The organism is Streptomyces sp. NPDC033174 (assembly GCF_055577795.1).
In genome coordinates this window covers 20,510-45,482 of record NZ_JBVIPQ010000011.1, presented here as the reverse complement: position 1 = coordinate 45,482, position 24,973 = coordinate 20,510, and the positions used below count along the sequence as shown (strand labels likewise).

23 protein-coding genes and 1 tRNA gene are annotated in these 24,973 nt (G+C 71.3%); 16 read left to right on the top strand and 8 right to left on the bottom strand.

Annotated features, from left to right (window positions below; all coding sequences use genetic code 11):
• Window positions 1-9 precede the first annotated feature (9 nt).
• Window positions 10-534, bottom strand: coding sequence for a gluconokinase (locus tag ACZ5VC_RS29225; protein ID WP_469122983.1), 525 nt, complete (start codon window positions 532-534; stop codon window positions 10-12).
• A 138-nt stretch (window positions 535-672) separates the two neighbouring features.
• Here ACZ5VC_RS29225 and ACZ5VC_RS29220 point away from each other — a divergent pair, with 138 nt between their 5' ends.
• The 4 genes from ACZ5VC_RS29220 (at window position 673) to ACZ5VC_RS29205 (ending at window position 4,888) form a co-directional block, all read left to right on the top strand.
• Window positions 673-1,374, top strand: coding sequence for a FadR/GntR family transcriptional regulator (locus tag ACZ5VC_RS29220; protein ID WP_469122982.1), 702 nt, complete (start codon window positions 673-675; stop codon window positions 1,372-1,374).
• A gap of 219 nt (window positions 1,375-1,593) precedes the next feature.
• A complete protein-coding gene (locus ACZ5VC_RS29215; protein ID WP_469122981.1) occupies window positions 1,594-3,060 on the top strand; it encodes an amino acid permease in 1,467 nt (488 codons plus the stop codon).
• Window positions 3,061-3,173: 113 nt separating this feature from the next.
• Window positions 3,174-4,259: an S-(hydroxymethyl)mycothiol dehydrogenase gene (locus ACZ5VC_RS29210; protein WP_469122980.1), complete on the top strand. Its 1,086-nt coding sequence runs from the start codon at window positions 3,174-3,176 to the stop codon at window positions 4,257-4,259.
• Window positions 4,259-4,888 (top strand): MBL fold metallo-hydrolase, encoded by a 630-nt coding sequence (locus tag ACZ5VC_RS29205; RefSeq protein ID WP_469122979.1) that lies wholly within the window; start codon window positions 4,259-4,261, stop codon window positions 4,886-4,888. The genes ACZ5VC_RS29210 and ACZ5VC_RS29205 overlap by 1 nt, the downstream gene beginning before the upstream one ends.
• Here ACZ5VC_RS29205 and ACZ5VC_RS29200 read toward each other — a convergent pair.
• The 3 genes from ACZ5VC_RS29200 to ACZ5VC_RS29190 all read right to left on the bottom strand — a co-directional run bounded on the left by ACZ5VC_RS29200 (window position 4,872) and on the right by ACZ5VC_RS29190 (window position 6,480).
• On the bottom strand, window positions 4,872-5,798 hold the full coding sequence (locus ACZ5VC_RS29200; protein ID WP_469122978.1) for an RluA family pseudouridine synthase: 927 nt from the start codon (window positions 5,796-5,798) through the stop codon (window positions 4,872-4,874). The genes ACZ5VC_RS29205 and ACZ5VC_RS29200 overlap by 17 nt on opposite strands.
• Before the next feature lie 37 nt (window positions 5,799-5,835).
• Entirely contained in the window at window positions 5,836-6,174 is a 339-nt protein-coding gene (locus tag ACZ5VC_RS29195; RefSeq protein WP_468709495.1) for a cupin domain-containing protein, read from the bottom strand.
• 218 nt (window positions 6,175-6,392) lie between these two features.
• Window positions 6,393-6,480, bottom strand: a tRNA-Leu gene (locus ACZ5VC_RS29190).
• Between the two features lie 223 nt (window positions 6,481-6,703).
• Here ACZ5VC_RS29190 and ACZ5VC_RS29185 point away from each other — a divergent pair.
• The 3 genes from ACZ5VC_RS29185 to ACZ5VC_RS29175 all read left to right on the top strand — a co-directional run bounded on the left by ACZ5VC_RS29185 (window position 6,704) and on the right by ACZ5VC_RS29175 (window position 9,343).
• Window positions 6,704-8,038, top strand: a complete 1,335-nt coding sequence (locus ACZ5VC_RS29185; RefSeq protein WP_469122977.1) for a M20/M25/M40 family metallo-hydrolase — start codon at window positions 6,704-6,706, stop codon at window positions 8,036-8,038.
• A 153-nt stretch (window positions 8,039-8,191) separates the two neighbouring features.
• Window positions 8,192-8,425: a chaplin gene (locus ACZ5VC_RS29180; RefSeq protein WP_469122976.1), complete on the top strand. Its 234-nt coding sequence runs from the start codon at window positions 8,192-8,194 to the stop codon at window positions 8,423-8,425.
• Between the two features lie 138 nt (window positions 8,426-8,563).
• Window positions 8,564-9,343 carry a chaplin family protein gene (locus ACZ5VC_RS29175; protein ID WP_469122975.1) on the top strand — a complete coding sequence of 260 codons (780 nt, stop codon included), beginning with the start codon at window positions 8,564-8,566 and terminating at the stop codon, window positions 9,341-9,343.
• A 93-nt stretch (window positions 9,344-9,436) separates the two neighbouring features.
• On the opposite strand, the gene ACZ5VC_RS29170 is transcribed toward ACZ5VC_RS29175, so the two are convergent.
• A complete protein-coding gene (locus ACZ5VC_RS29170) occupies window positions 9,437-9,625 on the bottom strand; it encodes a DUF5703 family protein (protein ID WP_125749393.1) in 189 nt (62 codons plus the stop codon).
• Window positions 9,626-9,672: 47 nt separating this feature from the next.
• Between ACZ5VC_RS29170 and ACZ5VC_RS29165 the strand changes: the two genes are divergently transcribed.
• Window positions 9,673-10,326: a hypothetical protein gene (locus ACZ5VC_RS29165; protein ID WP_469122974.1), complete on the top strand. Its 654-nt coding sequence runs from the start codon at window positions 9,673-9,675 to the stop codon at window positions 10,324-10,326.
• A 61-nt stretch (window positions 10,327-10,387) separates the two neighbouring features.
• Here the strand turns inward: ACZ5VC_RS29165 and ACZ5VC_RS29160 are convergent, their stop codons facing one another.
• Window positions 10,388-12,646 (bottom strand): helix-hairpin-helix domain-containing protein, encoded by a 2,259-nt coding sequence (locus ACZ5VC_RS29160; protein WP_469122973.1) that lies wholly within the window; start codon window positions 12,644-12,646, stop codon window positions 10,388-10,390.
• A complete protein-coding gene (locus ACZ5VC_RS29155; RefSeq protein ID WP_469122972.1) occupies window positions 12,643-13,632 on the bottom strand; it encodes an aldo/keto reductase in 990 nt (329 codons plus the stop codon). Before ACZ5VC_RS29155 ends, ACZ5VC_RS29160 begins: the two co-directional genes overlap by 4 nt.
• A 130-nt stretch (window positions 13,633-13,762) precedes the next feature.
• On the opposite strand from ACZ5VC_RS29155, the gene ACZ5VC_RS29150 reads away from it, so the two are divergent.
• Window positions 13,763-14,812 carry an LLM class F420-dependent oxidoreductase gene (locus tag ACZ5VC_RS29150; RefSeq protein WP_468709485.1) on the top strand — a complete coding sequence of 350 codons (1,050 nt, stop codon included), beginning with the start codon at window positions 13,763-13,765 and terminating at the stop codon, window positions 14,810-14,812.
• 370 nt (window positions 14,813-15,182) lie between these two features.
• Entirely contained in the window at window positions 15,183-15,968 is a 786-nt protein-coding gene (locus ACZ5VC_RS29145; RefSeq protein ID WP_469122971.1) for a ferritin-like domain-containing protein, read from the top strand.
• 23 nt (window positions 15,969-15,991) lie between these two features.
• On the opposite strand, the gene corA is transcribed toward ACZ5VC_RS29145, so the two are convergent.
• A complete protein-coding gene (corA, locus tag ACZ5VC_RS29140; protein WP_469123106.1) occupies window positions 15,992-16,984 on the bottom strand; it encodes a magnesium/cobalt transporter CorA in 993 nt (330 codons plus the stop codon).
• 62 nt (window positions 16,985-17,046) lie between these two features.
• Between corA and ACZ5VC_RS29135 the strand changes: the two genes are divergently transcribed.
• The 6 genes from ACZ5VC_RS29135 (at window position 17,047) to ACZ5VC_RS29110 (ending at window position 24,946) form a co-directional block, all read left to right on the top strand.
• Window positions 17,047-17,757 carry a histidine phosphatase family protein gene (locus ACZ5VC_RS29135; RefSeq protein WP_469122970.1) on the top strand — a complete coding sequence of 237 codons (711 nt, stop codon included), beginning with the start codon at window positions 17,047-17,049 and terminating at the stop codon, window positions 17,755-17,757.
• 132 nt (window positions 17,758-17,889) lie between these two features.
• A complete protein-coding gene (locus ACZ5VC_RS29130) occupies window positions 17,890-18,480 on the top strand; it encodes a DUF3090 domain-containing protein (RefSeq protein WP_468709480.1) in 591 nt (196 codons plus the stop codon).
• On the top strand, window positions 18,444-19,268 hold the full coding sequence (locus ACZ5VC_RS29125; protein WP_469122969.1) for an SCO1664 family protein: 825 nt from the start codon (window positions 18,444-18,446) through the stop codon (window positions 19,266-19,268). Before ACZ5VC_RS29130 ends, ACZ5VC_RS29125 begins: the two co-directional genes overlap by 37 nt.
• Before the next feature lie 152 nt (window positions 19,269-19,420).
• Window positions 19,421-20,650, top strand: a complete 1,230-nt coding sequence (mshC, locus tag ACZ5VC_RS29120; protein WP_469122968.1) for a cysteine--1-D-myo-inosityl 2-amino-2-deoxy-alpha-D-glucopyranoside ligase — start codon at window positions 19,421-19,423, stop codon at window positions 20,648-20,650.
• 116 nt (window positions 20,651-20,766) lie between these two features.
• Entirely contained in the window at window positions 20,767-23,820 is a 3,054-nt protein-coding gene (locus ACZ5VC_RS29115) for an NPCBM/NEW2 domain-containing protein (protein WP_469122967.1), read from the top strand.
• A gap of 133 nt (window positions 23,821-23,953) precedes the next feature.
• Entirely contained in the window at window positions 23,954-24,946 is a 993-nt protein-coding gene (locus ACZ5VC_RS29110; protein WP_469122966.1) for an SMP-30/gluconolactonase/LRE family protein, read from the top strand.
• The last annotated feature ends 27 nt before the right edge of the window (window positions 24,947-24,973 follow it).

Sequence of the window (24,973 nt, the reverse complement as noted above, 5' to 3'; positions counted from 1 at the left end):
GGTGAGTCCTTAGCTTGTGAGCGCGCGCAGCGCGGCGACGGCCCGTTCGGTGATTTCTTCAGGGGTGCCGGAGACATCCACGGCGACGCCGGCCTCGTCGTCCTGCAAGGGCTGCAGGGTGGCGAACTGGGAGTCGAGCAGCGCGGCGGGCATGAAGTGGCCCCGGCGCTCGGTCATCCGCCGCTCGATCAGCTCCCGGTCGCCGGTCAGATGGAGGAAGACCGCGCCGGGGGCGGCAGCGCGCAGCCGGTCCCGGTAGGTCCGCTTCAGCGCGGAGCTGCTCACCACCCCGCCGAGCCTGGCCCGCCCGTGCGCCCAGGCGCCGATGGCGTCGAGCCAGGGGCCCCGGTCGTCGTCGTCCAGCGGGACGCCGGCCGACATCTTGGCGACGTTGGCCGCCGGGTGGAAGTCGTCACCCTCGGCGTACGGGACGCCCAGCGCCTCGGCGACCAGCGGACCGATGGTGGTCTTGCCGGTCCCGGCGACGCCCATCACGACGACGACCGGAGGGCCGGCAAGAGGGGTGGTGCTCATGGAGAGTGCCTCGCTGTCTTCTTCGACATCGACGTCCGTCGCGCATATGAAACCCATTGGGTACGACGTATTCAAGAGCCTGTGACATTAAAGTCATACTTTTTATGGCCTCAGTGGGCTCCCGCATAGGCTGAGCCCATGACGACACCGGCCCAGGGGCTCCATACGCACGTGCTGGCCACCCTGGGCCTGGCGATCACCGCTGGGGAGTACCCGCCGGGGAGCGTCCTGCGCACCGACGAGCTGGCCCAGCGCTTCGACGTCTCGCGCACGGTGATCCGCGAGGTCGTGCGCGTACTGGAGTCCATGCACCTGGTCGAGTCCCGCCGCCGCGTCGGCGTGACCGTCCTGCCCACCGCGCAGTGGAACGTCTACGACCCCCAGGTCATCCGCTGGCGGCTGGCCGGCGCCGACCGTCCCCGCCAGCTGCGCTCACTGACCGTCCTGCGCTCCGCGGTCGAGCCCGTCGCCGCCGGACTCGCCGCCGACCACGCCACTCCCGAGCAGTGCCGCGAGCTCACCGAGCACGCGCTCGGCATGGTCGCCACCTCGCGGGGCCGCCAGTTGGAGGCGTACCTCGTCCACGACATCGCCTTCCACCGGGTCGTCCTCAACGCCTCCGGCAATGAGATGTTCGCGCGGCTCGGCGACGTGGTCGCCGAGGTGCTCACCGGCCGCACCCACCACCAGGTGATGTTCGAGGACCCCGATCCGGCCGCCGTCACCCTCCACGTCCAGGTCGCCGAAGCGGTGCGCGAGCGGGACGCGGCCCGCGCCGAGGAGCTGACCCGGCAGATCGCCGTCGGCGCGCTCCACGAGCTCGACGTCCTGGCTCCGTAGGGCCCTTCGGGCGTCGGCGGCACCCGGTCACGCCTGCCGTAAACCACCCGGTAACCTCAAAAACACCTCAGATCTGCCCGTTCGTGACATTGGCCACTGCCAAAATCACGGTTCACCGGTGACTATGTGCGCTGGCCCTCCGCCGCGCGCGATGACCACCCCTCATCACGCGGCGACACGGCCGGGTACCGCAATCCCCTCACGAAGGCGAACAACTCCATGAGTGACCGCACGCTCACTGCGGCCGACCACACGCTGTCCGCCACCGCACCGGCGGCCCCAGCGTCCCCCCACATCGACGCCGGTGACGCCGGGTACCGCAAGGACCTGAAGTCACGGCACATCAACATGATCGCCATCGGCGGCGCCATAGGCACCGGGCTCTTCCTGGGTGCCGGTGGCCGCATGGCGCAGGCCGGACCCTCCCTGTTCATCGCTTACGCGGTCTGCGGAGTCTTCGCCTTCTTCGTCGTACGGGCCCTCGGCGAGCTGGTCCTGTACCGCCCCTCCTCCGGCGCCTTCGTCTCCTACGCCCGTGAGTTCATGGGCGAGAAGGGCGCCTACACGGCCGGCTGGCTGTACTTCCTGAACTGGTCGACGACCGCCATCGCCGACATCACCGCCGCCGCGACCTACGCCCACTTCTGGGCGATGTTCAGCGACGTCCCCCAGTGGGTCCTGGCGCTGATCGCCCTCGCCGTGGTCCTCACCGCCAACCTCATCTCGGTGAAGTACTTCGGTGAGATGGAGTTCTGGTTCGCGATCATCAAGGTCGGCGCACTGGTCGTCTTCATGCTGATCGGCATCTTCCTGGTCGTCACCCAGCACGACATCGGCGGCCACACCCCGGGCCTGGCCACCATCACGGACAACGGCGGCATCTTCCCCAGCGGTGTGATGCCGATGCTGCTGCTGGTCCAGGGTGTCGTCTTCGCCTACGCCTCCGTCGAGCTGTGCGGCGTCGCCGCCGGTGAGACCGAGAACCCCGAGAAGATCATGCCGAAGGCGATCAACTCGATCATGTGGCGGGTCGGCCTGTTCTACGTCGGCTCGGTCGTCCTGCTCGCGCTGCTGCTGCCCTACACCGCGTACTCCGGTGACCAGAGCCCGTTCGTCACCGTCTTCGACAAGCTGGGCATCCCGGGCGGCGCCGGCGTGATGAACCTGGTCGTCCTCACGGCCGCGCTCTCCAGCCTGAACTCCGGCCTGTACTCGACCGGCCGCATCCTGCGCTCCATGTCGCTGTCCGGCTCCGCGCCCAAGTTCACCGGCGTCATGAACAAGGGCGGCGTGCCCTACGGCGGCATCCTGCTCACCGCCGGCTTCGGCGCCCTCGGCGTCGTACTGAACTTCGTCATGCCGGGCGACGCCTTCGAGCTGGTGCTCAACTTCGCCTCCATCGGCATCCTCGGCACCTGGGCCATGATCATGGTCTGTTCGCTGCTGTTCTACCGCCGCTCCAAGGAGGGCAGGGTCACCCGCCCCGGTTACCAGCTGCCCTGGGCCCCGTACACCCAGATCGTCACCCTCGGCTTCCTCGCCTCCGTGGTGGTCCTGATGTGGATGGACGGCGGCATCGGCCGCACCACCGTCGCCTGCCTGCCGCTCATCGCGGTCATGCTGGTCGGCGGCTGGTACCTGGTCCGCAAGCGCGTCGCGCAGGCGGCCGCGTCGCACAACGACTGATCCACGCGCATCGCGCCTGGCCCCTGCGGGAGATCGCTCCCACAGGGGCCTTTCGCGCGCCATGGCACGTAATAGTGGTACCGAACAGCGTTGCCGAGGAAGGGAAGACCGCGATGCCGCAGCAGGTCCAGGGAGTTGTCGCCCCCGGGAAGAACGAACCCGTGCGGGTGGAGACGATCGTCATCCCCGACCCGGGGCCCGGCGAAGCGGTGGTGAAGATCCAGGCGTGCGGGGTCTGTCACACCGATCTGCACTACAAGCAGGGAGGCATCAACGACGACTTCCCCTTCCTGCTCGGCCACGAGGCCGCCGGCATCGTCGAAGAGGTCGGCGACGGCGTCACCGACGTCGCGCCCGGCGACTTCGTGATCCTCAACTGGCGTGCGGTGTGCGGCCGCTGCCGGGCCTGTCTGCGCGGCCGGCCCTGGTACTGCTTCGACACCCACAACGCCCGCCAGAAGATGACCCTCGCCGACGGCACGGAACTCTCGCCCGCCCTGGGAATCGGCGCCTTCGCCGAGAAGACTCTGGTCGCCTCCGGACAGTGCACCAAGGTCGACCCCGCCGTCGCGCCCGCCGTCGCCGGCCTCCTCGGCTGCGGCGTCATGGCCGGCATCGGAGCCGCCCTCAACACCGGCAACGTCGGCCGTGGCGATTCCGTCGCCGTCATCGGCTGCGGCGGGGTGGGCGACGCGGCCGTCGTCGGCGCCCGGCTCGCGGGCGCCGCCCGGATCATCGCCGTCGACATCGACGACCGCAAGCTGGAGACGGCGAAGGCCATGGGCGCCACACACACCGTGAACTCCCGCTCCACCGACCCCGTCGAGGCCGTACGCGCCCTCACCGGCGGCTTCGGGGCCGACGTCGTCATCGAGGCCGTCGGCCGCCCCGAGACCTATCAGCAGGCCTTCTACGCCCGCGACCTCGCCGGCACGGTCGTCCTGGTCGGCGTACCCACCCCGGAGATGAAGCTCGAACTCCCCCTCCTCGACGTCTTCGGCCGCGGCGGCTCCCTGAAGTCCTCCTGGTACGGCGACTGCCTGCCCTCCCGCGACTTCCCGATGCTCATCGACCTGCACCAGCAGGGCCGCATCGACCTCGGCATGTTCGTCACCGAGACCATCGGACTCGGCGACATCGAGAAGGCCTTCGCCCGGATGCACGAGGGCGACGTCCTGCGCTCGGTGGTGGTGTTCTGATGACCGCCCGCATCGACCGGCTCGTCACCTCGGGCACCTTCAGCCTCGACGGCGGCACCTGGGACGTCGACAACAACGTCTGGATCGTCGGTGACGACGCGGAGGCGATCGTCGTCGACGCCGCCCACGACGCCCCCGCGATCCTCGCCGCCCTCGGCGGACGCGCCCTGCGGGCCATCGTCTGCACCCACGCCCACAACGACCACATCGACGCGGCCCCGGCCCTTGCCGCCGCCACCGGCGCGCGGATCCTGCTGCACCCCGACGACCAGCCACTGTGGAAGCAGACCCACCCCGGCCACTCGCCCGACGGCGACCTCGCCGACGGCCAGACCCTGACCATCGCCGGCACCGACCTGACCGTGCTCCACACCCCGGGCCACGCGCCCGGCGCCGTCTGCCTGTACGCCCCCGACCTCGGGACGGTCTTCACCGGCGACACGCTCTTCCAGGGCGGCCCCGGCGCCACCGGCCGCTCCTTCTCCCACTTCCCGACGATCATCGACTCGATCCGGGACCGGCTGCTCACCCTGCCCCCGGACACCGTCGCCCGCACCGGGCACGGCGACACCACCACGATCGGTGCCGAGGCACCTCACCTGGAGGAGCGGATCAAGCGAGGCCACTGAGCCGAAGCCGGCTCTCGAACCGCCGCGGCCCGCCCGAGACCGGGTCGGTGAACTCCAGTGTCCGCGCGAGCAGTTGCAGCGGACGCGAGAAGTCCTCCGACCCGTCCTCCGCCACCACCGGATACACCGGGTCGTTCAGGATCGGCACACCCAGCCGGTTCATATGGACCCGCAGCTGATGGGTGCGGCCGGTGGCCGGCAGCAGCCGGTACCGGCCGAGCCCGCCCTCGTGGCCGATGAGCTCGACGCGGCTCTCGCTGTTCGGCTCGCCCGGCTCCTCCCGCGCCGCCATGACCCCCCGTTCCTTCACGATCCTGCTGCGTACCGTCACCGGCAGCGTCAGAGCGGGGTCGTACGGCGCCACCGCCTCGTAGACCTTGCGCACCGCCCGGTCCCGGAACAGCGTCTGATACGCCCCCCGGTCCTCCGGCCGGACGACGAACAGCACCAGGCCCGCCGTCAGCCGGTCGAGCCGGTGCGCGGGCTGCAACCGCTCCAGACCCAGATCGCGGCGCAGCCGGGCCAGCGCCGTCTCGGTGACATGCCGCCCGCGCGGCATCGTCGCCAGGAAATGGGGCTTGTCGGCGACGACGATCCGCTCGTCGCGGTACACGATCCCGATCCCGAACGGCACCGGCACCTCGGGCGGGAAGTCGCGGTGGAACCACAGACGCATCCCCGGCCGGTACGGCTCCGCGGCCGCCACCGGCCCGTCCGTACCGACGAAGCGGCCCTCACTCAGCATCGCGTCCACCCGCTCCACGCCGATGGCGCCGGCGAACCGCTCCACCAGATGGTCACGGACCGTCGCCCAGGCGCCCCCGGGGTCCTCGGGCAGCCGGAGCCGCGCCGGGTCGATCCCGGCCCGCTGGGGAAGCGGCGCCTCGGGGGTCCGCGCTCTGCGTCTCACCCGGGAACGATATCCGCCGCCCCGCGGCGACCGCCGGTCAGCGCATCGCCACCGTCAGCAGGAACACCGAGTCCTCCAGCGCCTCCACCGTGTGCGACGTCACCGGCATCACCAGCAGGTCCCCGTCGCGGCCCTCCCACACATGCCCCTCGGCGTCCAGCCGGATCCGCCCGGTCCGCACCAGCACCGTCGCCTCCCCGGCGGCGGTCTCGTGCTCGCTCTGTGTGCTCCCGGCCGTCATCGCGACGATCGTCTGCCGCAGGATCCGCTCGTGGCCGCCCACCACGGTGGTCGCACTGCGCCCGGACGCCGCCGCCTGCGCCGCCTTCAGCTGCTCCCGGCCCACGGCCTCCAGAGAGAACTTCTCCACGTCCATGCCTCCTTGCCTCTCAATCCTCGTGCGGAAACGCGCTGTGCCACGCGCCACGACCGTACGTACGTACCCCGATCACCCGGCACTGCCACACCGGCGCGCGGGTCGACGGGAATCGAACGGGAAGAGGAGAGGGCGGGCCGTGGGCCGAACGGACGCACCGGACCGGGCCGCCACAACAGAAAGACCGGCCGGGCCCGAGGGCCCGACCGGTCTTCGTATGGTGTCCGAGGGGGGACTTGAACCCCCACGCCCGATAAAGGGCACTAGCACCTCAAGCTAGCGCGTCTGCCATTCCGCCACCCGGACAAGGTGTCTGTCTCGCGGCCCTGCGGCCGTTCCGACGTGGAAAACCATAGCAAACATTCAGAGGTGCCTGATCACCCCCCGGTCACCTCCCCTTCGCCCCGGGCGCGGGGCCGCCCGGGACCCTCGTGACGGGCGTAGGACAGGACTGGGCCGCCCTTGGGTCCAGGGGCGGGGCGCGGGAGGATGTGGGGGACCACCAGCAGTGACAGTGGGAGGAAGCAGCGTGAGCGAGTCGAACACGGCCCGGAGCGGCAACGGCGGAGCCGCCGAGAACGAGGTCGTGGACCTCTGTCGCGACCTCATCCGCATCGACACCAGCAACTACGGAGACCACTCCGGCCCGGGGGAGCGGGCCGCGGCCGAGTACGTCGCCGAGAAGCTGGCCGAGGTCGGTCTCGATCCGAAGATCATCGAGTCCCACAAGGGGCGCGCCTCCACCGTCGCCAGGATCGAGGGAGAGGACCCGTCCCGGCCCGCACTCCTCATCCACGGCCACACCGACGTGGTGCCGGCCAACGCCGAGGACTGGACGCATCACCCCTTCTCCGGCGAGATCGCCGACGGCTGCGTCTGGGGTCGTGGTGCCGTCGACATGAAGGACATGGACGCGATGACCCTCGCGGTCGTCCGGGACCGGATGCGCAGCGGCCGCAAGCCCCCGCGCGACATCGTGCTCGCCTTCCTCGCCGACGAGGAGGCCGGCGGCACCTACGGCGCCCGGTACCTGGTCGACAAGCACCGGGACCTGTTCGACGGGGTGACCGAGGCGATCGGCGAGGTCGGCGGCTTCTCGTTCACCGTCAACGAGAACCTGCGCCTCTATCTCGTCGAGACGGCGCAGAAGGGCATGCACTGGATGCGCCTCACCGTCGAGGGCACCGCCGGCCACGGCTCGATGACGAACAACGACAACGCGATCACCGAGCTCTGCGAGGCCGTCGGACGGCTCGGGCGACACCAGTGGCCGGTGCGGATGACCAAGACCGTACGGTCCTTCCTCGACGAGCTCTCCGACGCGCTGGGTACTCCGCTCGACCCGGAGGACATGGAGGCCACCCTCGCCAAGCTCGGCGGCATCGCCAAGATGATCGGCGCGACCCTGCGGAACTCCGCCGCCCCGACCATGCTCGGTGCCGGGTACAAGGTCAATGTCATCCCCGGCCAGGCCACCGCCCATGTCGACGGCCGCTTCCTGCCCGGTTACGAGGACGAGTTCCTCGCCGACCTCGACCGGATCCTCGGGCCGCGCGTGAAGCGTGAGGACGTGCACGGCGACAAGGCCCTGGAGACCAGCTTCGACGGCGACCTCGTGGACGCCATGCAGCTGGCGCTGCGGGCCGAGGACCCGATCGCCCGGGCCGTCCCGTACATGCTCTCCGGCGGTACGGACGCCAAGTCCTTCGACGACCTCGGCATCCGCTGCTTCGGCTTCGCGCCGCTCCAGCTGCCGCCGGAGCTGGACTTCGCCGGAATGTTCCACGGCGTGGACGAGCGCGTTCCGGTGGACGGGCTGAAGTTCGGCGCGCGCGTACTCGACCGTTTCATCGACGCCTCCTGACAACGGCCCACGTCGGGACTCCGAAATTCGCCCGTGCGTACGCCCGTTACCGGAAAGGGTGAATGAACTCATAAGCTCGTAGCCTGATTACTTCCCCCTCGTTACAGGTGGTGCGGTCCGCGGCTGGGACCGCATTGCCAACAAGGAGGAATCATGATCAAGAAGGTTGTCGCCGCTGCGGCTGCCACTGGCGGTCTGGTGCTCGCGAGCGCCGGTATGGCCGTTGCCGACTCTGGTGCGCAGGGTGCCGCCGTCAACTCCGGTGGCCTGCTCTCCGGCAACGTCATCCAGGCCCCCATCCACGTGCCGGTGAACCTTTGCGGCAACACGGTGAACGTGATCGGGCTGCTGAACCCCACCTTCGGCAACACCTGCATCATCAAGTGACGTTGGGCCTCAACCCATGAGGGTCTGAGCCCGGTCGGCCCCGGAGCGCGCGCCATGCGCTCCGGGGCCCGTGGGTATTTCGCCTCCGGGTGATCCGCCCGGCGGCATTTCGGAAGCCTAGAAGGCAGGGAACAAGCTATGCGACAGGTCACCCGCAAAGGCCTGATCATTGTGGCGGCCGCGGGCGGCGTACTCGCCCTCGGCGGCGGATATGCTCACGCCGATTCGAACGCCCGTGGTGAGACGTCGAATTCTTCGGGAATCGCGTCCGGAAACACTGTGCAGGTCCCCGTGCACGCGCCGGTGAATGCCTGCGGCAACACCGTGAACGTCATCGGGGTGCTCAATCCCGCGATCGGCAACAAGTGCGCCAATGTCTCGAAGAAGCCGGGCCACAGCGCGTCCGGTTCGAGCGCGTCGGGGAAGACCACCAACTCCGGTGGGGTCGCGTCCGGAAACACTGTGCAGGTCCCCGTGCACGCGCCGGTGAACGCCTGCGGCAACACCGTGGACGTCGTCGGGGTGCTCAACCCCTCCATCGGCAACGAGTGCGCCAACGGGTCGGGCGTCGAGCGCCCGGGCCACCCGGGAGAGCCCGGAAACCCGGGAAACCCGGGTAACCCCGGAAACCCGGGTAACCCCGGCCACCCGGGAGAGCCGGGTAACCCCGGCCACCCGGGAGAGCCGGGTAACCCCGGTCACCCCGGTGAGCCCGGCAACCCCGGCCACCCGGGCAAGCCCGGCGAGCCGAACGAGCCCAATGTGCCCGGCCCGCAGACCCTCACGCCGCCGCTCGGCGGCAGCGAGGAGCTCGCGCAGACCGGTTCCGGTCCGCTCGCCGCGGTGATCCCGGCCGGAGCGGCTCTGCTGCTCGGCGGCGCGGTGCTGTACCGCCGCGCCCGCCGGTCCGCCCAGTAACGCGGTCCGCGCCACAAGCGCACTGAGCGGGCCCCGCCGTCGCGGGGCCCGCTCCTTCGTGTGTGCTCCGTCCCACATCGCGGGGGCGGGGTCTCACCAGGTGGCGCGGATCTGGCGGATGATGCGCCGGCGCAGCCGCACCCTGCGACTGCCGTCCCGGTGCAGGCTCAGGCGGTCCAACTCCCAGTGTCCGTACTCGGCATGGTCGGTCAGCAGGCGCGTCGCCTCCTTGCGGGAGACACCGCGCGGCACGTACACGTCGACAAATTCGTATTCCGGCATCGCATCTATTGTGCGGGCAGAGGCCCTGTACGGATAGCGTCTGTCCTATGTCTGATGCTGCGCAGCCCACCGCTGCCGAGGTACGTGCCGCCGCCGAGGCGGTCAAAGCCGCACTGGACCGTCATCTGGAGGCGGTGGAACGCCGCACGGGCGATGACGACCCGGCCGTCTACAGCGCGTTCAACGCCCTCGCCGCGGCCGCCGAGGCGTACGACGAGCGGCTCTACGACCGGTACGACGAGGTCACGCCCTTCGAGATCCCCGGCGCCGACGATTCCATGCCGCCCTACGCGGGCCCCGAGGAACCGAACGCCCTCAGCGTGCTGATCCGACGCGACTACGCGGTGGTGGAGCCTCACCGCCTGCTCGCCCAGGCGCAGCGCATCGCCGACCTCGACCCGGACGGCCAAGGGACGCAGGACGTGCCCGCGGTCGGGGCCAGCGTCCACGCGGCCCTCGGCGTGCTGTTCGGCGAGTTCGAACCGGACGAGATCGCCTCCCGTCACAAGGAGTTCGGCCTCGAAGAGGGCGACTCCACCCTGTGGGTCACCGCCGCCGAGGAACTGCCCGACCCCGGAGAGTGGCTGACCACGCCCTTCGACCAGGCGGACCCCGAGAGCATCGTCTGCCGCTTCGACGTCAGCGCCGTGTTCGACGACGACCTCGAGGACGACGGGGAGGACGACACCGAAGGCGTCTGACCCGCGTCCCGGGATTCGGTGGGGGTACCGGCATCGGTACCCCCCGTCCTTGTTTCGGCCCCTATTCGGCGGGCGTCACGGTCAGCAGCCCCTCGAGGAGCGGCCGCAGCCGCGTCGTACGGTCCTGGGGCGCACCGGCCGCCACCGCCCGGGGCAGCGCCTGGTCCACGCCCTGCACCACCGAGAGATGGCGCTCACCACGTCCGAAGGCCGTGTACACCCAGGCGCGGCTCAGCCCCTGCGCGGCGTCGCCCGGGAGCACCACGACCGCCGCCGGCCAGCGCATTCCCGCCGCCTGGTGCGCGGTCAGCGCCCAGCCGTGGCGGACCGCCGACTCGACCCGCTCCTTCGGTACGACGACGGCGTCGCCCGCGCAGTCGAGCCGCAGGCCCTCGGCGTCCGCCGAGACGACGGTCCCGGCCAGCGTGCGACCGGGCGCGGGTGAGTACGCCACCCGGTCGCCCGGGTCGAAACCGCCGAACCGGCCGGGGCCCGCGTTGAGCCGTTGCTTCAGCGCGGTGTTCAGCGCCCGCGTTCCGGCCGAGCCGCCGTGCCCCACGGTGATCACCTGGGTCTGTTCGGACGGGATGTCAAAGGCCCGGGGCACCGAGTCGGCGACCAGCTGCACCGCCCGGTGGACCGCCTCGCCCGCGTCCTTGACGGGGACGATCACGACCTCCTTGCCGGGGGCCTCGACCGGGTTGAGCTCCCCGATCCCGATCCCGGAGACCAGCTCGCCGATCGGCCCCGGATCAGGCGTCCGCGAGGCGATCTGCGGGCACACCCGCGCGGCCAGCACATCCCCGAACACCCGGCCCGCTCCCGCCGACCCGAGTACCCCCGGGTCGCCGCTGAGCACCAGTCGGCAGCCGTCCGGGAGGGACTCCACCAGCATCGCGGCCGTCTCCACGTCGAGCTGCGGGGCGTCCAGGACGATCAGGAGATCGAGTGCGAAGGCTCCCTCCGCGTCCCGCCCCGGCCCGGCCGCCCCCGACAGCAGAGCGGCCACGGTGACGGCACCGGCCGCCGCGCCGAGCCTGCGTGCCCCGTTGTCGCTGTGTGTCGCCACGACGGTCCGCAAGCCCAGTTCGCGCGCGGCGGCGGCCAGCGCGACCGGCTCGGCACGGGCCGCTTCGCCGCCCGTGTGGGCGACCAGGCCGTGACCGGCGCACGCGCGGATCAGCTCGGCCGCCGACGGCGAGGGCGCGTCGGCCGCCGCATCGTCCCAGCTGTCCGAGGGGCCCGTCCTGACGAGCCGGGCGAGCCCGTCGGCCAGCGACTCCTCGGCCAGCGCGTACCGGTCGAGGCCCAGCAACACCGGTGCGGCTTCGCCGCTCTCCTCCGCCGGTGGTGCCTCTCGGACGCTTTCGTCGCCGGGCTCTTCGCCGGGTTCCCCCTCGGGCGCCTCGAAGCCGAGGCCGTCCTGCTCCTCCTGGAACACCAGCACCACGGCTTCGGCGACGGCCTGCCGCACTGCCTCGGCCGGGTCCGGCACCTTGCGCTCGGCGAGCGCGGCGCGCACCGCGGCCAGTTCCAGAGCCGTGTGCCCCTGGAGCGCGGCGCGCTCCAGCAGCCAGCCCACGAGCGCGGTGGCCCGGCGCGGATCGCCCGGGCCGCAGGCATCGCCGAGCAGCGCCCGCGCGAAGCCGTCGGCCTGCTCGGGCCGGACCCCCGGCACCGAGAGCAGCTGCCACGGGTCCTCGGCCAGTACGTCCCCGGCCGACTCGCCCAGCACGCCGACGACCTTCGCCGCGAGCGACTCGGGCGCGCCACCCCGGACCAGCACCGCCCTTACGGACTCCAGGGTCTCGGGAGCGGCGGCGCGGGCGGGCGCCTGCGCCGTCTCGGGGACCGGGGGCCGCGCCGGGGTGACGGCGGGGGGTGCGGGACGCCGGGGCTCGGGCGCGGGGGAGTCGTAGAACGCGCTGCCCGACTTCTCGCCGCTCTCCACGGCCCGTACCGCCGCGAGCAGGTCGGCGGCCTTGCCGCTCAGTTTGGTGCCCGCCTCGACCGGTCCCGCCTTCTCGGCCTTGCGCTGTTCGATCCGCTCACGCAGCTCCCGCTGGGCGGCCAGCTCGGCCGCGGCCTCGGACAGCTGAGCCGTCTCCTGTGCCGCCTCCGCCGCCTCTCCGGCGCTCTCCGCCGCGCCGGCGGCCGCGCTCTCCGCCCCGGTCTCCTCGGTCCCCGGCTCGGTTTCGACCTCGGCCGGGGTCCCGGCCTCCTCCGCGGCCGTCTCCGCGTCGACGCCGGTCTCGCCGGTCTCGACGGCGTCGTCCTCGGCCGGGGGTCCGGGGGCGGTTTCCCGGGAAGGCACAGTCACAGCGTGCTCCAGTCCTGATCGGGATAGCGGTGCACGGGCGCCGACACGTCGTCGAGCGCCTGGCAGATCTCGTCAGGAAGACTAAGGCTCTCCACTGACAATGCCGCCGCGAGCTGCTGCGCGTTGCGCGCGCCCACGATCGGGGCGGTCACCCCGGGTCTGTCCCGCACCCACGCCAGCGCCACCTGCAGCGGGGTGGCGGCGAGCCCGTCCGCCGCCGTCGCCACCGCGTCCACGATCCTGCTCGCCGCGTCGTCCAGATACGGCTCCACGAACGGCGCCATCGTCTCCGACGCGCCCCTCGAGTCGGCCGGAGTCGCCTTGCGGTACTTGCCCGTCAGCACCCCGCGCCCCAGGGGCGAGGACGGCAGCAGCCCGATCCCGAGGTCCAGTGCGGCGGGCAGCACCTCGCGCTCGATGCCGCGCTGGAGCAGCGAGTACTCCATCTGCGTGGCCGCCAGCCGGGTCCGCGTCCCCGGTGCGGAGAGCTGCCAGGTCGCGGCCTTGGCGAGCTGCCATCCGCAGAAGTTCGACACGCCCGCGTACCGGGCGCGCCCGGTGGCCACCGCGATGTCCAGCGCCTGGAGGGTCTCCTCCAGCGGGGTGTGCGGGTCGAAGGCATGGATCTGCCACAGGTCGACGTAGTCGGTGCCGAGCCGGGCGAGGGAGGCGTCGAGCGCCGCCAGGAGATGCCCCCGCGAGGCGTCGAACCGCCGTCCCGGGTCGGGGTCCGGCACGCTGCCCGCCTTGGTTGCGATGACCAGATCCCGCCGGGGCACGAGCCGCTCTATGAGCTGCCCGAGCAGATACTCCGCCTCCCCGCCGCCGTACACGTCCGCAGTGTCCACCAGCGTGCCGCCGGCGTCCCAGAACGCCTTCAACTGGTCGGCGGCGTCGTGCTCCTCGGTACCCCGGCCCCAGGTGAGGGTGCCGAGCCCGATCCGTGACACGCGCAGGCCCGTTCGGCCGAGATGCCTCTGCTCCATGGGCGCGAGATTACTGGCCAAGACCCCACGCGGAGAGAGCCTGTGGACAACCTCCCCCTGACGGATCCGGCACCCGCGCGCTAGAGTCCCCGCCACAGGGACGTTACTGATCAGTAAAGAGGGAGCGTTTATGCGGCTCGGCATCAACCTCGGCTACTGGGGCGCGGGCATGGACAGCGACAACCTCGCGGTCGCCCAGGAGGCGGACCGCCTCGGCTACGACGTCTGCTGGGCCGCCGAGGCGTACGGCTCCGACGCCCCCACGGTGCTGTCCTGGGTCGCCGCGCAGACGGAGTCCATCGACATCGGCTCGGCGATCATGCAGATCCCGGCCCGCCAGCCGGCGATGACCGCCATGACGGCCGCCACCCTCGACTCGCTCTCGGGCGGCCGGTTCCGGCTGGGCCTAGGCGTGTCCGGGCCGCAGGTCTCCGAGGGCTGGTACGGCGTGAAGTTCGACAAGCCGCTGGCCCGCACCCGCGAGTACGTCGAGATCGTCCGCAAGGCGATGTCCCGCGAGCGGCTCTCGTACGAGGGCGAGCACTGGACCCTGCCGCTGCCGGACGGCCCGGGCAAGCCGATCAAGCTGACCGTGCACCCGGAGCGGGAGCACATCCCGCTCTACATCGCCGCCATCGGCCCCAAGAACCTGGAGCAGACCGGCGAGATCGCCGACGGCGCCCTGCTGATCTTCCCCTCCGCCGAGCACCTGGAGGACACGGCGATCCGCCACATCCGCGCGGGCCGCGAGAAGGCCGGGAAGACGATGGACGGCTTCGACGTCCATCCGACGCTGGCGGTGGCCCTCGGCGACGACATCCCGGGCCTCGCCGACATGTTCCGCCCGTACACCGCGCTCTATGTGGGTGGCATGGGCAGCCGCAAGCAGAACTTCTACAACCAGCTCGCGCAGCGCATGGGCTATGAGAAGGAAGCCGCCGAGATCCAGGAGAAGTACCTCGCCGGGGACAAGGCGGGAGCCGCCGCGGCCGTGCCGCAGCAGCTGATCGACCAGACGACGCTGCTGGGTTCCGTGGAGCGGATCGCGGACCGGATGAGCGCGTACGCGGAGGCCGGTGTCACGACTCTGACGCTCGCCCCGGCGGGCTTCACCCTCGACGAGCGCCTCGCGGCCCTCCGCGCCGGCACCGAAGCCCTGGAGCGGGCGGGCCTCGCGTAATCGGCCGGGGCCGGCGTAATAACGAGGGGCCGAAAACAAGTCTGCGGCCGTGGTGCCCGGGTCACCGTGCGGACCCGGGGACGCGCTGGGAGAGCCGAAAACAAGTCTGCGGCCGTGGTGCCCGGGTCACCGTGTGGACCCGGGTACGCGCTGGGAGAGCCGAAAACAAGTCTGCGGCCGTGGTGGGGGCTCGGGGGGTCTTCCCCGCCACGGCCGTCACGCAGCACAACGCGTCACGGTCCCCCGGGGTTACTGGCGCGCGCGTCCTCGGAGTCATTCTTTTGGCGCAGCCACCGCGCCCACCTGTTGCCGGGCCCCCCGTCCCGGATTTCACTCGTTCCATGCGCACGCCCGCATGGAGGTGGCAGTGATGCTCTCGGCCCGAAGCCTGTTCCAGGAAATCATCGACAGCGACGACTCGTTCCAGCTGTTCTGCTCCATCGCCGCCAGCGGTGAGACCCAGGGGGGCTGGGAGAACGCGAGGATCGCCGCACTCGTCCCCGAGAGCATGCGGCACCTCGCGCCCAAGATCACCCGGCATGGCGCGGACGAGGACAAGCACGGCCGGATCTTCAACGCGCTGCTCAAGAAGCGCGGTCTGAAGCCGGTGGAGGTGCCCCCCGAGACCGACTACACCATGCTGCTCGAGAAGAGCGGCATCGGCCTCGCCCACGACAAGCTGCGCCGCGACGAGCCGCTGACCGAGGAGGACATCCTCGTCTACCTCTCGCACAGCCGCGTCACCGAACAGCGCGCCGCCGACCAGATGGTCATGCTCATGAAGAACTTCGGCGATCATCCCGAGGTCGGCAAGGCGATCCGGATCATCAGCGAAGACGAGACGAACCATCTGTCGTACTGCCACGAGGAGTTGCTGCGCCTCGCTTACGCCGGGGTCGGCCGTGCCATCCAGCGCACCCTGCGCGAGTGCGCCCTCACCGAGATCAGGATCTACCGCGACGTCAGCCTCGCCGTCATGGCCCACATGGGACCCCTCCTCGGCTGGCCGAAGGCCAAATCGGCCGCGCTCGCCGCCGGAATCCACGGCATGTACGCCCTCGAGCGGGCCGGCGGCTGGCGGCGCATGGTCGACCTCAGGATGCCCGAGCGGCGCAACGCGCTCGGCGGACCGGCCAAGCCCGCTCCGGCGTTCTGACCGGGCGGGCGGGCCGGGAACGGCTAGAGCCAGCCCCGCCGCTTGAACAGCCGGAAGAGACCGAGCACCGCACCGGCCATCAGCAGCACCACCGCCGGATAGGACCACCCCCACCCCAGCTCCGGCATGTGCTCGAAGTTCATGCCGTAGACCCCGGCGACCATCGTCGGCACCGCGGCCATCGCCGCCCACGCCGAGATCTTGCGCATGTCGTCGTTCTGCCGCACCCCCATCTGCGCGAGGTGCGCCGACAGGACGTCCGACAGCAGCCGGTCCAGCCCCTCCACCTGCTCGTTGGCACGGATGAGGTGGTCGCTGACGTCCCGGAAGAAGGGCTGCGACTCGACGTTCACAAAGGGCACGGTGCCGCCCGCGAGGCGCGCCATCGGGCCCATCAGCGGGCCGGTCGCCCGGCGGAACTCCAGTACCTGCCGTTTGGCCGTGTAGATCCGCGCCGCCGTCGTCTTCGGATTGCCACCGCTCGGCGCGAACACCTCCGCCTCGAGCTCCTCCAGGTCGATCTGGAGCTCGGCCGCCACCTCCGTGTAGTGGTCCACGACGGCGTCGCTCACCGCGTACAGCACGGCCGTCGGCCCGTGCCGCAGGACGTCCGGCGCGGCCTCCAGCCGCCGGCGTACGTCCGCCAGCGGCGCGCTCTCCCCATGCCGGACGGTCACCACGAACGAATCGCCCATGAACACCATCAGCTCGTCGGTGGTCACGCGGTCGCTCTCCGGCTCGTACACCACCGGTTTGAGCACCACGAAGAGCGAGTCGTCGTAGACCTCCATCTTCGGCCGCTGATGGGCCTTCAGGGCGTCCTCGACGGCCAGCGGGTGCAGGCCGAACTCCTCGGAGACATGTGCGAACTCCTTCTCCGTCGGCTCATGCAGCCCTATCCACAGGAAGGAGTCCCCGGCCGCCCGCGCCTCATCGAGCGCGTCCGACAGATCGGAGGGTCCTTCCGTGCGGCTTCCGTCCCGGTAAATGGCGCAGTCCACGATCACGGCGGATATTCTTCCCGCTGCCGGGCACCTCGCACCTACACGTCCGCCCCCGGCCTTCTAGGCTGACGGGCATGGCCACGCTGATCCTCGTCCGTCATGGACGGTCCACCGCCAACACCGCCGGAATCCTCGCGGGCTGGACCCCCGGGGTCGCGCTCGACGAGCGCGGCGCCGCACAGGCCGCCGCGCTCCCCGGACGGCTGGCCTCCGTGCCGCTCGCCGCCGCCGTCAGCAGCCCCCTCCAGCGCTGCCGGGAGACCCTGCAGCCACTGCTCGACGCGCGCCCGGAGCTGACGCTCCACACCGAGGACCGGATCGGCGAGTGCGACTACGGCGACTGGTCCGGGCGCAAGCTCGCCGAGCTCTCCGACGAGCCGCTGATGGAGATCGTCCAGCACCACGCCTCGGCGGCCGTCTTCCCCGGCGGCGAGTCGATGCGTGCCATGCAGGCGCGTGCCGTCGAGGCCGTACGGCAGTGGAACGAGCGGATCGACCGCGAGCACGGCGAGGACGCGGCGTATGTGATGTGCTCGCACGGCGACATCATCAAGTCGATCGTCGCCGACGCGCTCGGCATGCACCTCGACCTCTTCCAGCGGATCCATGTGGACCCCTGCTCGGTGACCGCCATCCGCTACACCCGGCTGCGGCCCTTCGTGGTGCGGCTCGGCGACACAGGTGACTTCGGCGCGCTCGCCCCGCGCGAGACCGCCGGCGAGGGCACCGGAGAGGACAGCGGCAACGGGGCCGCGGAGGTAGGGGGCGGTGCGGGCGCACCGTGATCGCTTCGCGCAGTAGGGTGGACGGGCCGCCGCACGGCCACGGGAACAACCCCGGGGCCCCACGGCCCGATTGCCGTCGCTAGCCCGACAGCCGCCGAATCCCGGCCGTCGATACACAAGGGAGACAGGAACGTGTCCCGTCAGGTGTTCCTCTACGACCCGCCGGAGCGCTTCGTGGCCGGTACGGTCGGGCTGCCTGGCCGCCGTACGTTCTTCCTGCAGGCCTCCGCCGCGGGACGGGTCACCAGCGTCGCCCTGGAGAAGACCCAGGTCGCCGCGCTCGCCGAGCGGATCGACGAACTGCTCGACGAGGTCGTCCGGCGCACCGGCGGCAACGCGCCGGTGCCGGCCGTCGCCCCCGCCGAGATCTCCGACACCGCGCCGCTGGACGCCCCGGTGGAGGAGGAGTTCCGCGTCGGCACCATGGCCCTGGCCTGGGACGGCGAGGACCAGCGCATGATCGTCGAGGCGCAGGCGCTCGTCGAACTCGACGTCGACTCCGAGGAAGACCTCGCCGAGGCCGAGGAGCGGCTGCTCCAGGACGAGGAGAACGGCCCGCCGATGCTCCGGGTCCGGCTGACCGGGGCGCAGGCCAGGGCGTTCGCCAAGCGCGCCCTGGACGTGGTCAACGCCGGCCGCCCGCCGTGCCCGCTGTGCAGCCTGCCGCTCGACCCGGAAGGACACGTATGCCCGCGCCAGAACGGATACCGACGGGGGGCCTGAGCGTGCTCGACCTCCTCGTCAAGGGCGAGCTGACCGTCCGGGGCCAGGTCCGCGAGGCGTCCAACGCGGTGCTGTACTGCTCCGTCGCGTACGAGGGCGAGGAAGCGCACTGCGTCTACAAGCCGGTCGCCGGTGAGCGGCCGCTGTGGGACTTCCCGGACGGGACGCTGGCCCAGCGGGAGGTCGCCGCCTACGAACTGTCCGAGGCCACCGGCTGGGGACTCGTCCCGCCCACCGTCCTGCGCGACGGGCCCTACGGCGAGGGCATGTGCCAGCTCTGGATCGAGACGGCTCCCTCCTCGGTCACCTCGCTGCTCGCCCTGGTCGAGGACGACGAGCCGGGGGACGGCTGGAAGACGGTCGGCCTCGCCCAGGTCGACGGGGACCGCACCGCGCTCCTGGTCCACGCCGACGACCCGGCGCTGCGGCGCCTCTCGGTGCTCGACGCGGTGATCAACAACGGTGACCGCAAGGGCGGTCACCTGCTGCCAGCGCCCGACGGGCGGTTGTACGCCATCGACCACGGCGTCACTTTCAACGTCGACGACAAGCTCCGCACGCTGCTGTGGGGCTGGGCGGGCGAACCGCTGCCGGCCGAGGCGTCCGCGGTGCTCGACCGGCTGGACGCCGACCTCGCGCCGGGCACCCCTCTCGCCACCCGGCTGGCGGAACTGATCACCGCCGCCGAGATCGACGCGGTCCGCGCCCGGGTGGGCAGGCTCCGGGCGACCGGACGCCACCCGGAGCCGTCCGGGCAGTGGCCCGCCATCCCCTGGCCCCCCGTCTGACCTGGTCGGTTCGCCCGGCGAGCGGCCCCCGGTCCGCTCTGCCCCGGTACGTTCCGCCATGCACGCACGCCGCCACATCGCAAGAGTGCCTAATCGGTCAAGATCCCGGATCCGGTTCGTATCCGGAACATGCGTCCGGTTACGCTCAAGACATGCATGCCTGGCCCGCTTCTGAGGTCCCCGCCCTGCCCGGCAAGGGCCGCGACCTCCGGATCCACGACACCGCGACCGGGGGTCCCGTGACCCTGGATCCCGGTCCCGTCGCCCGTATCTACGTGTGCGGCATCACGCCGTACGACGCGACCCACATGGGTCACGCGGCGACCTACAACGCGTTCGACCTCGTGCAGCGCGTGTGGCTCGACAACAAGCGGCAGGTTCACTACGTCCAGAACGTGACCGACGTGGACGACCCGCTCCTGGAGCGCGCCCTCCGCGACGGGATCGACTGGGTCGGGCTCGCCGAGCGCGAGACGTCCCTGTTCCGCGAGGACATGACCGCTCTGCGGATGCTGCCGCCCCAGCACTACATCGGCGCCGTCGAGGCGATACCCGGCATCGTGCCGCTCGTCGAGCGGCTGCGGGACGCGGGCGCCGCCTATGAGCTCGAGGGCGACATCTACTTCTCCGTCGAGGCCGACCCGCACTTCGGCGAGGTGTCGCACTACGACGCCGAACTGATGCGGCGGCTCTCCGCCGAGCGTGGCGGCGACCCCGAGCGGCCCGGGAAGAAGAACCCGCTCGACCCGATGCTCTGGATGGCCGCCCGCGAGGGCGAGCCGAGCTGGGACGGCGCGAGCCTCGGCCCCGGCCGGCCCGGCTGGCACATCGAGTGCGTCGCCATCGCCCTGGACCACCTGGGCATGGGCTTCGACGTGCAGGGCGGCGGGTCCGACCTGGTCTTCCCGCACCACGAGATGGGCGCCTCGCACGCCCAGGCGCTGACCGGCGAGTTCCCCATGGCCAAGGCCTATGTGCACGCCGGCATGGTCGCCCTGAACGGCGAGAAGATGTCCAAGTCCAAGGGCAATCTGGTCTTCGTCTCCGCGCTGCGGCGCGACGGCGTGGACCCTGCGGCCATCCGGCTCGCGCTGCTCTCGCACCACTACCGCGCGGACTGGGAGTGGACCGACCAGGTCCTCGAGGACGCTCTGGAGCGGCTCGGCCGCTGGCGCGCCGCCGTGTCGCGGCCCGACGGTCCGTCGGCCGACGCCCTGGTGGAGGAGGTCCGCGAGGCGCTCGCGAACGACCTCGACGCGCCGGCCGCCCTCGCGGCCGTCGACCGCTGGGCCGAGCGGCAGCGGTCCGAGGGCGGTACGGACGAGGGCGCGCCGGGACTCGTCTCGCGCACCGTCGACGCACTGCTCGGTGTGGCCCTGTAACAAGCAGCTCCGCGCAATCCCCTTTCACGCAGCCGCCCTTGGACTTCTCGTCGAAGTCCAAGGGCGGTTCCGTTTTGTCCTTGGCCGGGTGCTCGTTTCTGCGCTAAATACGCTCTATGCAATCACCAATACGCATGAGAGCTGTGGTGGCCGCCGCTCTGCTCGGTCTTCTGGCGGTGTTCGCCGGACCGGCGAGCGCCCAGGGCAGCGACCGGGCCGAGCCGGCGCCCACCACCGTCGGCGACGTCACCGGCTTCACCGACGCCGGACCCGTCTACCGCCTGACGGCCGGCAAGGCGGAGGCCCGCGTCACCTTCGTCTCCGCCGAGACCTTCCGCATCGAACTCGCGCCGGACGGGAAGTTCACCGACCCCACCGGCACCGACATCGTCCTGCCCCAGGGCGGCCCGCCCGCCACCCGCTGGCAGGACAAGGGTGACCGCTATGAACTCAGCACGTCACACGTCACCCTGCGCGCCTACAAGACACCGCTGCGCTTCGCCCTCCACCGCGCCGACGGAAGCCAGATCTGGGCCGAGACCAAGGGCCTGAGCTGGACCGGCGACCGCACCACGCAGACCCTCGCCCGGGGTGCGGCCGAGCAGTTCTACGGCGCCGGAATGCAGAACGGCCGCGGCAACACCTCCCACCGCGGCAAGACCGTCGAGGTCGGCGTCGACTACAACTGGAACGACGGCGGCCACCCCAACTCGGTGCCGTTCTACCTGTCTTCGGCCGGGTACGGCGTCTACCGCAACACCTACGCGCCCAACACCTATGTCTTCGGCGAGCCCGTCACCACCACCGCCGAGGAACAGCGCTTCGACGCCTACTACTTGGCGGGCCCCGGCGCCAAGGACGTCATCGGCCAGTACACCAAGCTCACCGGCAAGCCCTTCATGCCCCCGGTCTACGGCCTGGAGATCGGCGACGCCGACTGCTATCTGCACAACGCCAACCGCGGCGAGCGCCACACCCTCGACGCCCTCGAGGTCGCCGACGGGTACGTCCGCAACGACATGCCCAACGGCTGGATGCTCGTCAACGACGGCTACGGCTGCGGTTACGAGAACCTCGCCGAGACCGCCACCGGCCTCCAGCAGCGCAAGACACAGCTCGGCCTGTGGACCGAGGACGGCATCTCCAAGCTCGGCGAGCAGGTCAAGGCCGGCCAGCGGGTCGCCAAGCTCGATGTCGCCTGGGTCGGCGACGGCTACAAGTTCGCCCTCGACGGCTGCAAGGACGCCCACAAGGGCATCGAGGACAACAGTGACGCCCGCGGCTTCACCTGGGCCCCCGAGAGCTGGTCGGGCGCCCAGCGCTGCGGCGTCCAGTGGTCCGGCGACCAGTCCGGCACCTGGGAGTACATCCGCTGGCAGATCCCGACCTACGCCGGCGCCTCCATGTCCGGCCTCGCCTACACCACCGGAGACGTCGACGGCATCTTCGGCGGCAGCGCCAAAACCTACACCCGCGACCTCCAGTGGAAGATGTTCCTGCCGGTCACGATGACCATGGACGGCTGGGCCGCCAACGACAAGCAGCCCTTCCGGTACGGCGAGCCGTACACCTCCGTCAACCGCGACTACCTGAAGCTCCACGAGTCACTGCTGCCGTACATCTACACCCACGCCCACCGTGCGACGACGACAGGGGTGGGCCTGGCGCGGCCGCTGGCCCTCGAATACCCGGGCGACCCCACGGCCGCCACGGACGCCGCGAAGTACGAGTTCCTCAGCGGCGAGGACTTCCTGGTGGCCCCCGTCTACCAGGACGCCACCGAGCGTGACGGGATCTATCTCCCCAAGGGAACGTGGATCGACTACTGGAGCGGGCGCACCTACGAGGGCCCGGTCACCGTCGACGACTACAGCGCCCCGCTGGACACCCTGCCGCTCTTCGTCCGCGCCGGTGCCACCGTCCCGATGTGGCCCGGCGGCATCCGCTCGTACGCCGACCGGACCGCCGACTCGCCGCTCGCCTGGGACATCTACCCGCAGGGACGGTCGTCCTTCGAGCTGTACGAGGACGACGGCGTCACCCGGCAGCACCGCACGGGGAGGTACGCCACCCAGCGCGCCGACGTCGAGGCACCGCGGCGCGGCGCGGGCGACGTGACCGTGCACATCGGCGCCAGCAAGGGCTCCTACCAGGGCAAGCAGACGACGCGACCGTACAACTTCACCGTGCACACCGGTGACGCGCCGAGCAGGGTGACGGTCGCCGACCGCGCCCTGCCGAGGCTCACCTCGCGGTCCGCGTTCGAAGCGGCGGCCCAGGGCTGGTGGTACGACCGCGACGACCGCGGGGGAGTGGTGAAGGTCAAGACCGCCTCCCTGCGCACCGACCGACCCTTCGACCTGGAGCTGGAGGACACCAGCGCGGTCGGCGGCGCCGTCGCGGGCGCCGCCGCCACCGTCGCCGTACCCGCCGGCCAGGAGCTGGGCGCGGGAGCGACCGGTGCTGTCACCGTCGACGTCACCGCGGGCACCCGCGACGCCACCGGCGTCGAGGTGCGGCCGACCGCCCCGGCCGGCTGGCAGGTCTCCCCGTCCACGGTGGACCGCGTCCCGGCGGGCACGACCAAGCGCGTCACGGTGGCCGTCACCCCGCCCAAGAACGCCACGCCGGGAGAGGTGACGCTCACCGCGACCGCGCGCTACCGCTCGGCCGGCGAAGCGCGCACCGCCGTCCAGCGGTTCGCGGTCGGAGTGATGCCCGAGCCGCCGTCCGCCGACGCGTGGGCGAGCGACCTGGTGTGGCTGAAGGCGACGAACGGCTGGGGCCCGCCGGAACGCGACCGTTCCAACGGCGAGTCCGGCGCGAACGACGGCCGTACGCTCACCCTCGCCGGGAAGACCTACGAGAAGGGCATCGGCGCCCACGCCGACTCCGACATCGAGGTCTACCTCGGCGGCCGATGCACCGCCTTCACCGCCGACGTCGGCATCGACGACGAGATCAACGGCTATGGGGAGGTGGCCTTCTCCGTGGAGGCTGACGGCAAGGTGCTGTGGACCTCGCCCAAGCTCACCGGGGCGTCGGCGACCGTACCCGCACACGTCGATGTGACCGGGGCGCGGCATGTCCGCCTGAAGGTCACCGACACCAACGGATCCAAGAGCGGTGACCACGCGGACTGGGCCTCCGCGAGGTTCGACTGCGCCTGACACCGGACCGGGCGCCGGGCGGGTCCTTCCCTGCCCGCCCGGCGCCCCTCGCTCCACTCGGCCAACGGTGCGCGCAGCAAGCACATGTGATGAGGTATCAGCGACCACAGACGTATGTTCGGAAGGACGCTCGATGCCTCGTTCCCTGGCAAGAAGAAGATTCCTCGGAGCCGCCGTGGGCCTCGGCGGCGCCGCGCTCCTCGCACCGCTCGGCGGCACGGCCCACGCGGCCGGGACGGGCCAGGAGGCGGGGCCCGGACCGGGAGGAGCCTGGCCGACCCGCTTCCTCCTGCCTCCCGGATTCCAGCCGGAGGGCATTGCCATAGGCCACAGCCCCTACGCCTACTTCGGCTCGCTGGGCAACGGGGACGTGTACCGGGCCAGTCTGGCCACCGGCCGGGGCCGGATCGTCAGCAAGGGCCTCGGGGACGGTCGCGCCACCGTAGGGCTGAAGATCGACCGGGCCGAGCGGCGGCTGTTCCTCGCCGGCGGCTGGAGCCGAGAGATCCGGGTCGCCGACGCCCGCTCGGGGGAGCTCGTCCGCACCTTCTCAGGCCTCGGCGCCGACACGACCATGGTGAACGACGTCGTCCTCACCCCGGACGCGGCCTGGTTCACCGACTCGTACCAGCCGCAGCTCTACCGGCTGGCCCTGGACCGCAAGGGCGAGCCCGGCCGCGAGGTGACGACCCTCCCGCTCGGTGGCGACTGGGCCCAGGGCCCCGACTTCACGGCCAACGGCATCGAACGGACACCGGACGGCCGTGCCCTCCTGGTCGTGAACACCGTCGCCGACGGCGGCACACTGATGCGGATCGACCCGCGTGACGGCGCCGCACGTGCGGTCGATCTCGGCGGGCTCAAGATCCCCTTCGGCGACGGGCTGCTGCTCCTGGGGCGCACGCTCTACATCGTGCAGCAGCAGCTCAACCAGATCGACGTGGTGCGGCTGAACGGGTCGGGCAGCGCGGGAGTCGCAGTCGCGCGGATCACCGACCCGCAGCGGTTCCGGATCCCGACCACGGCGGCGGCGTGGGGCGACCGGATCTATCTGCCCAACGCCCGCTTCGACGTGGAGCCCGCCCCGGACGTCGAGTACGACGTCGTGGCGGTCGATCGGGTGTGACGCGAGGGGGGCGGCGCCGAACCGGCA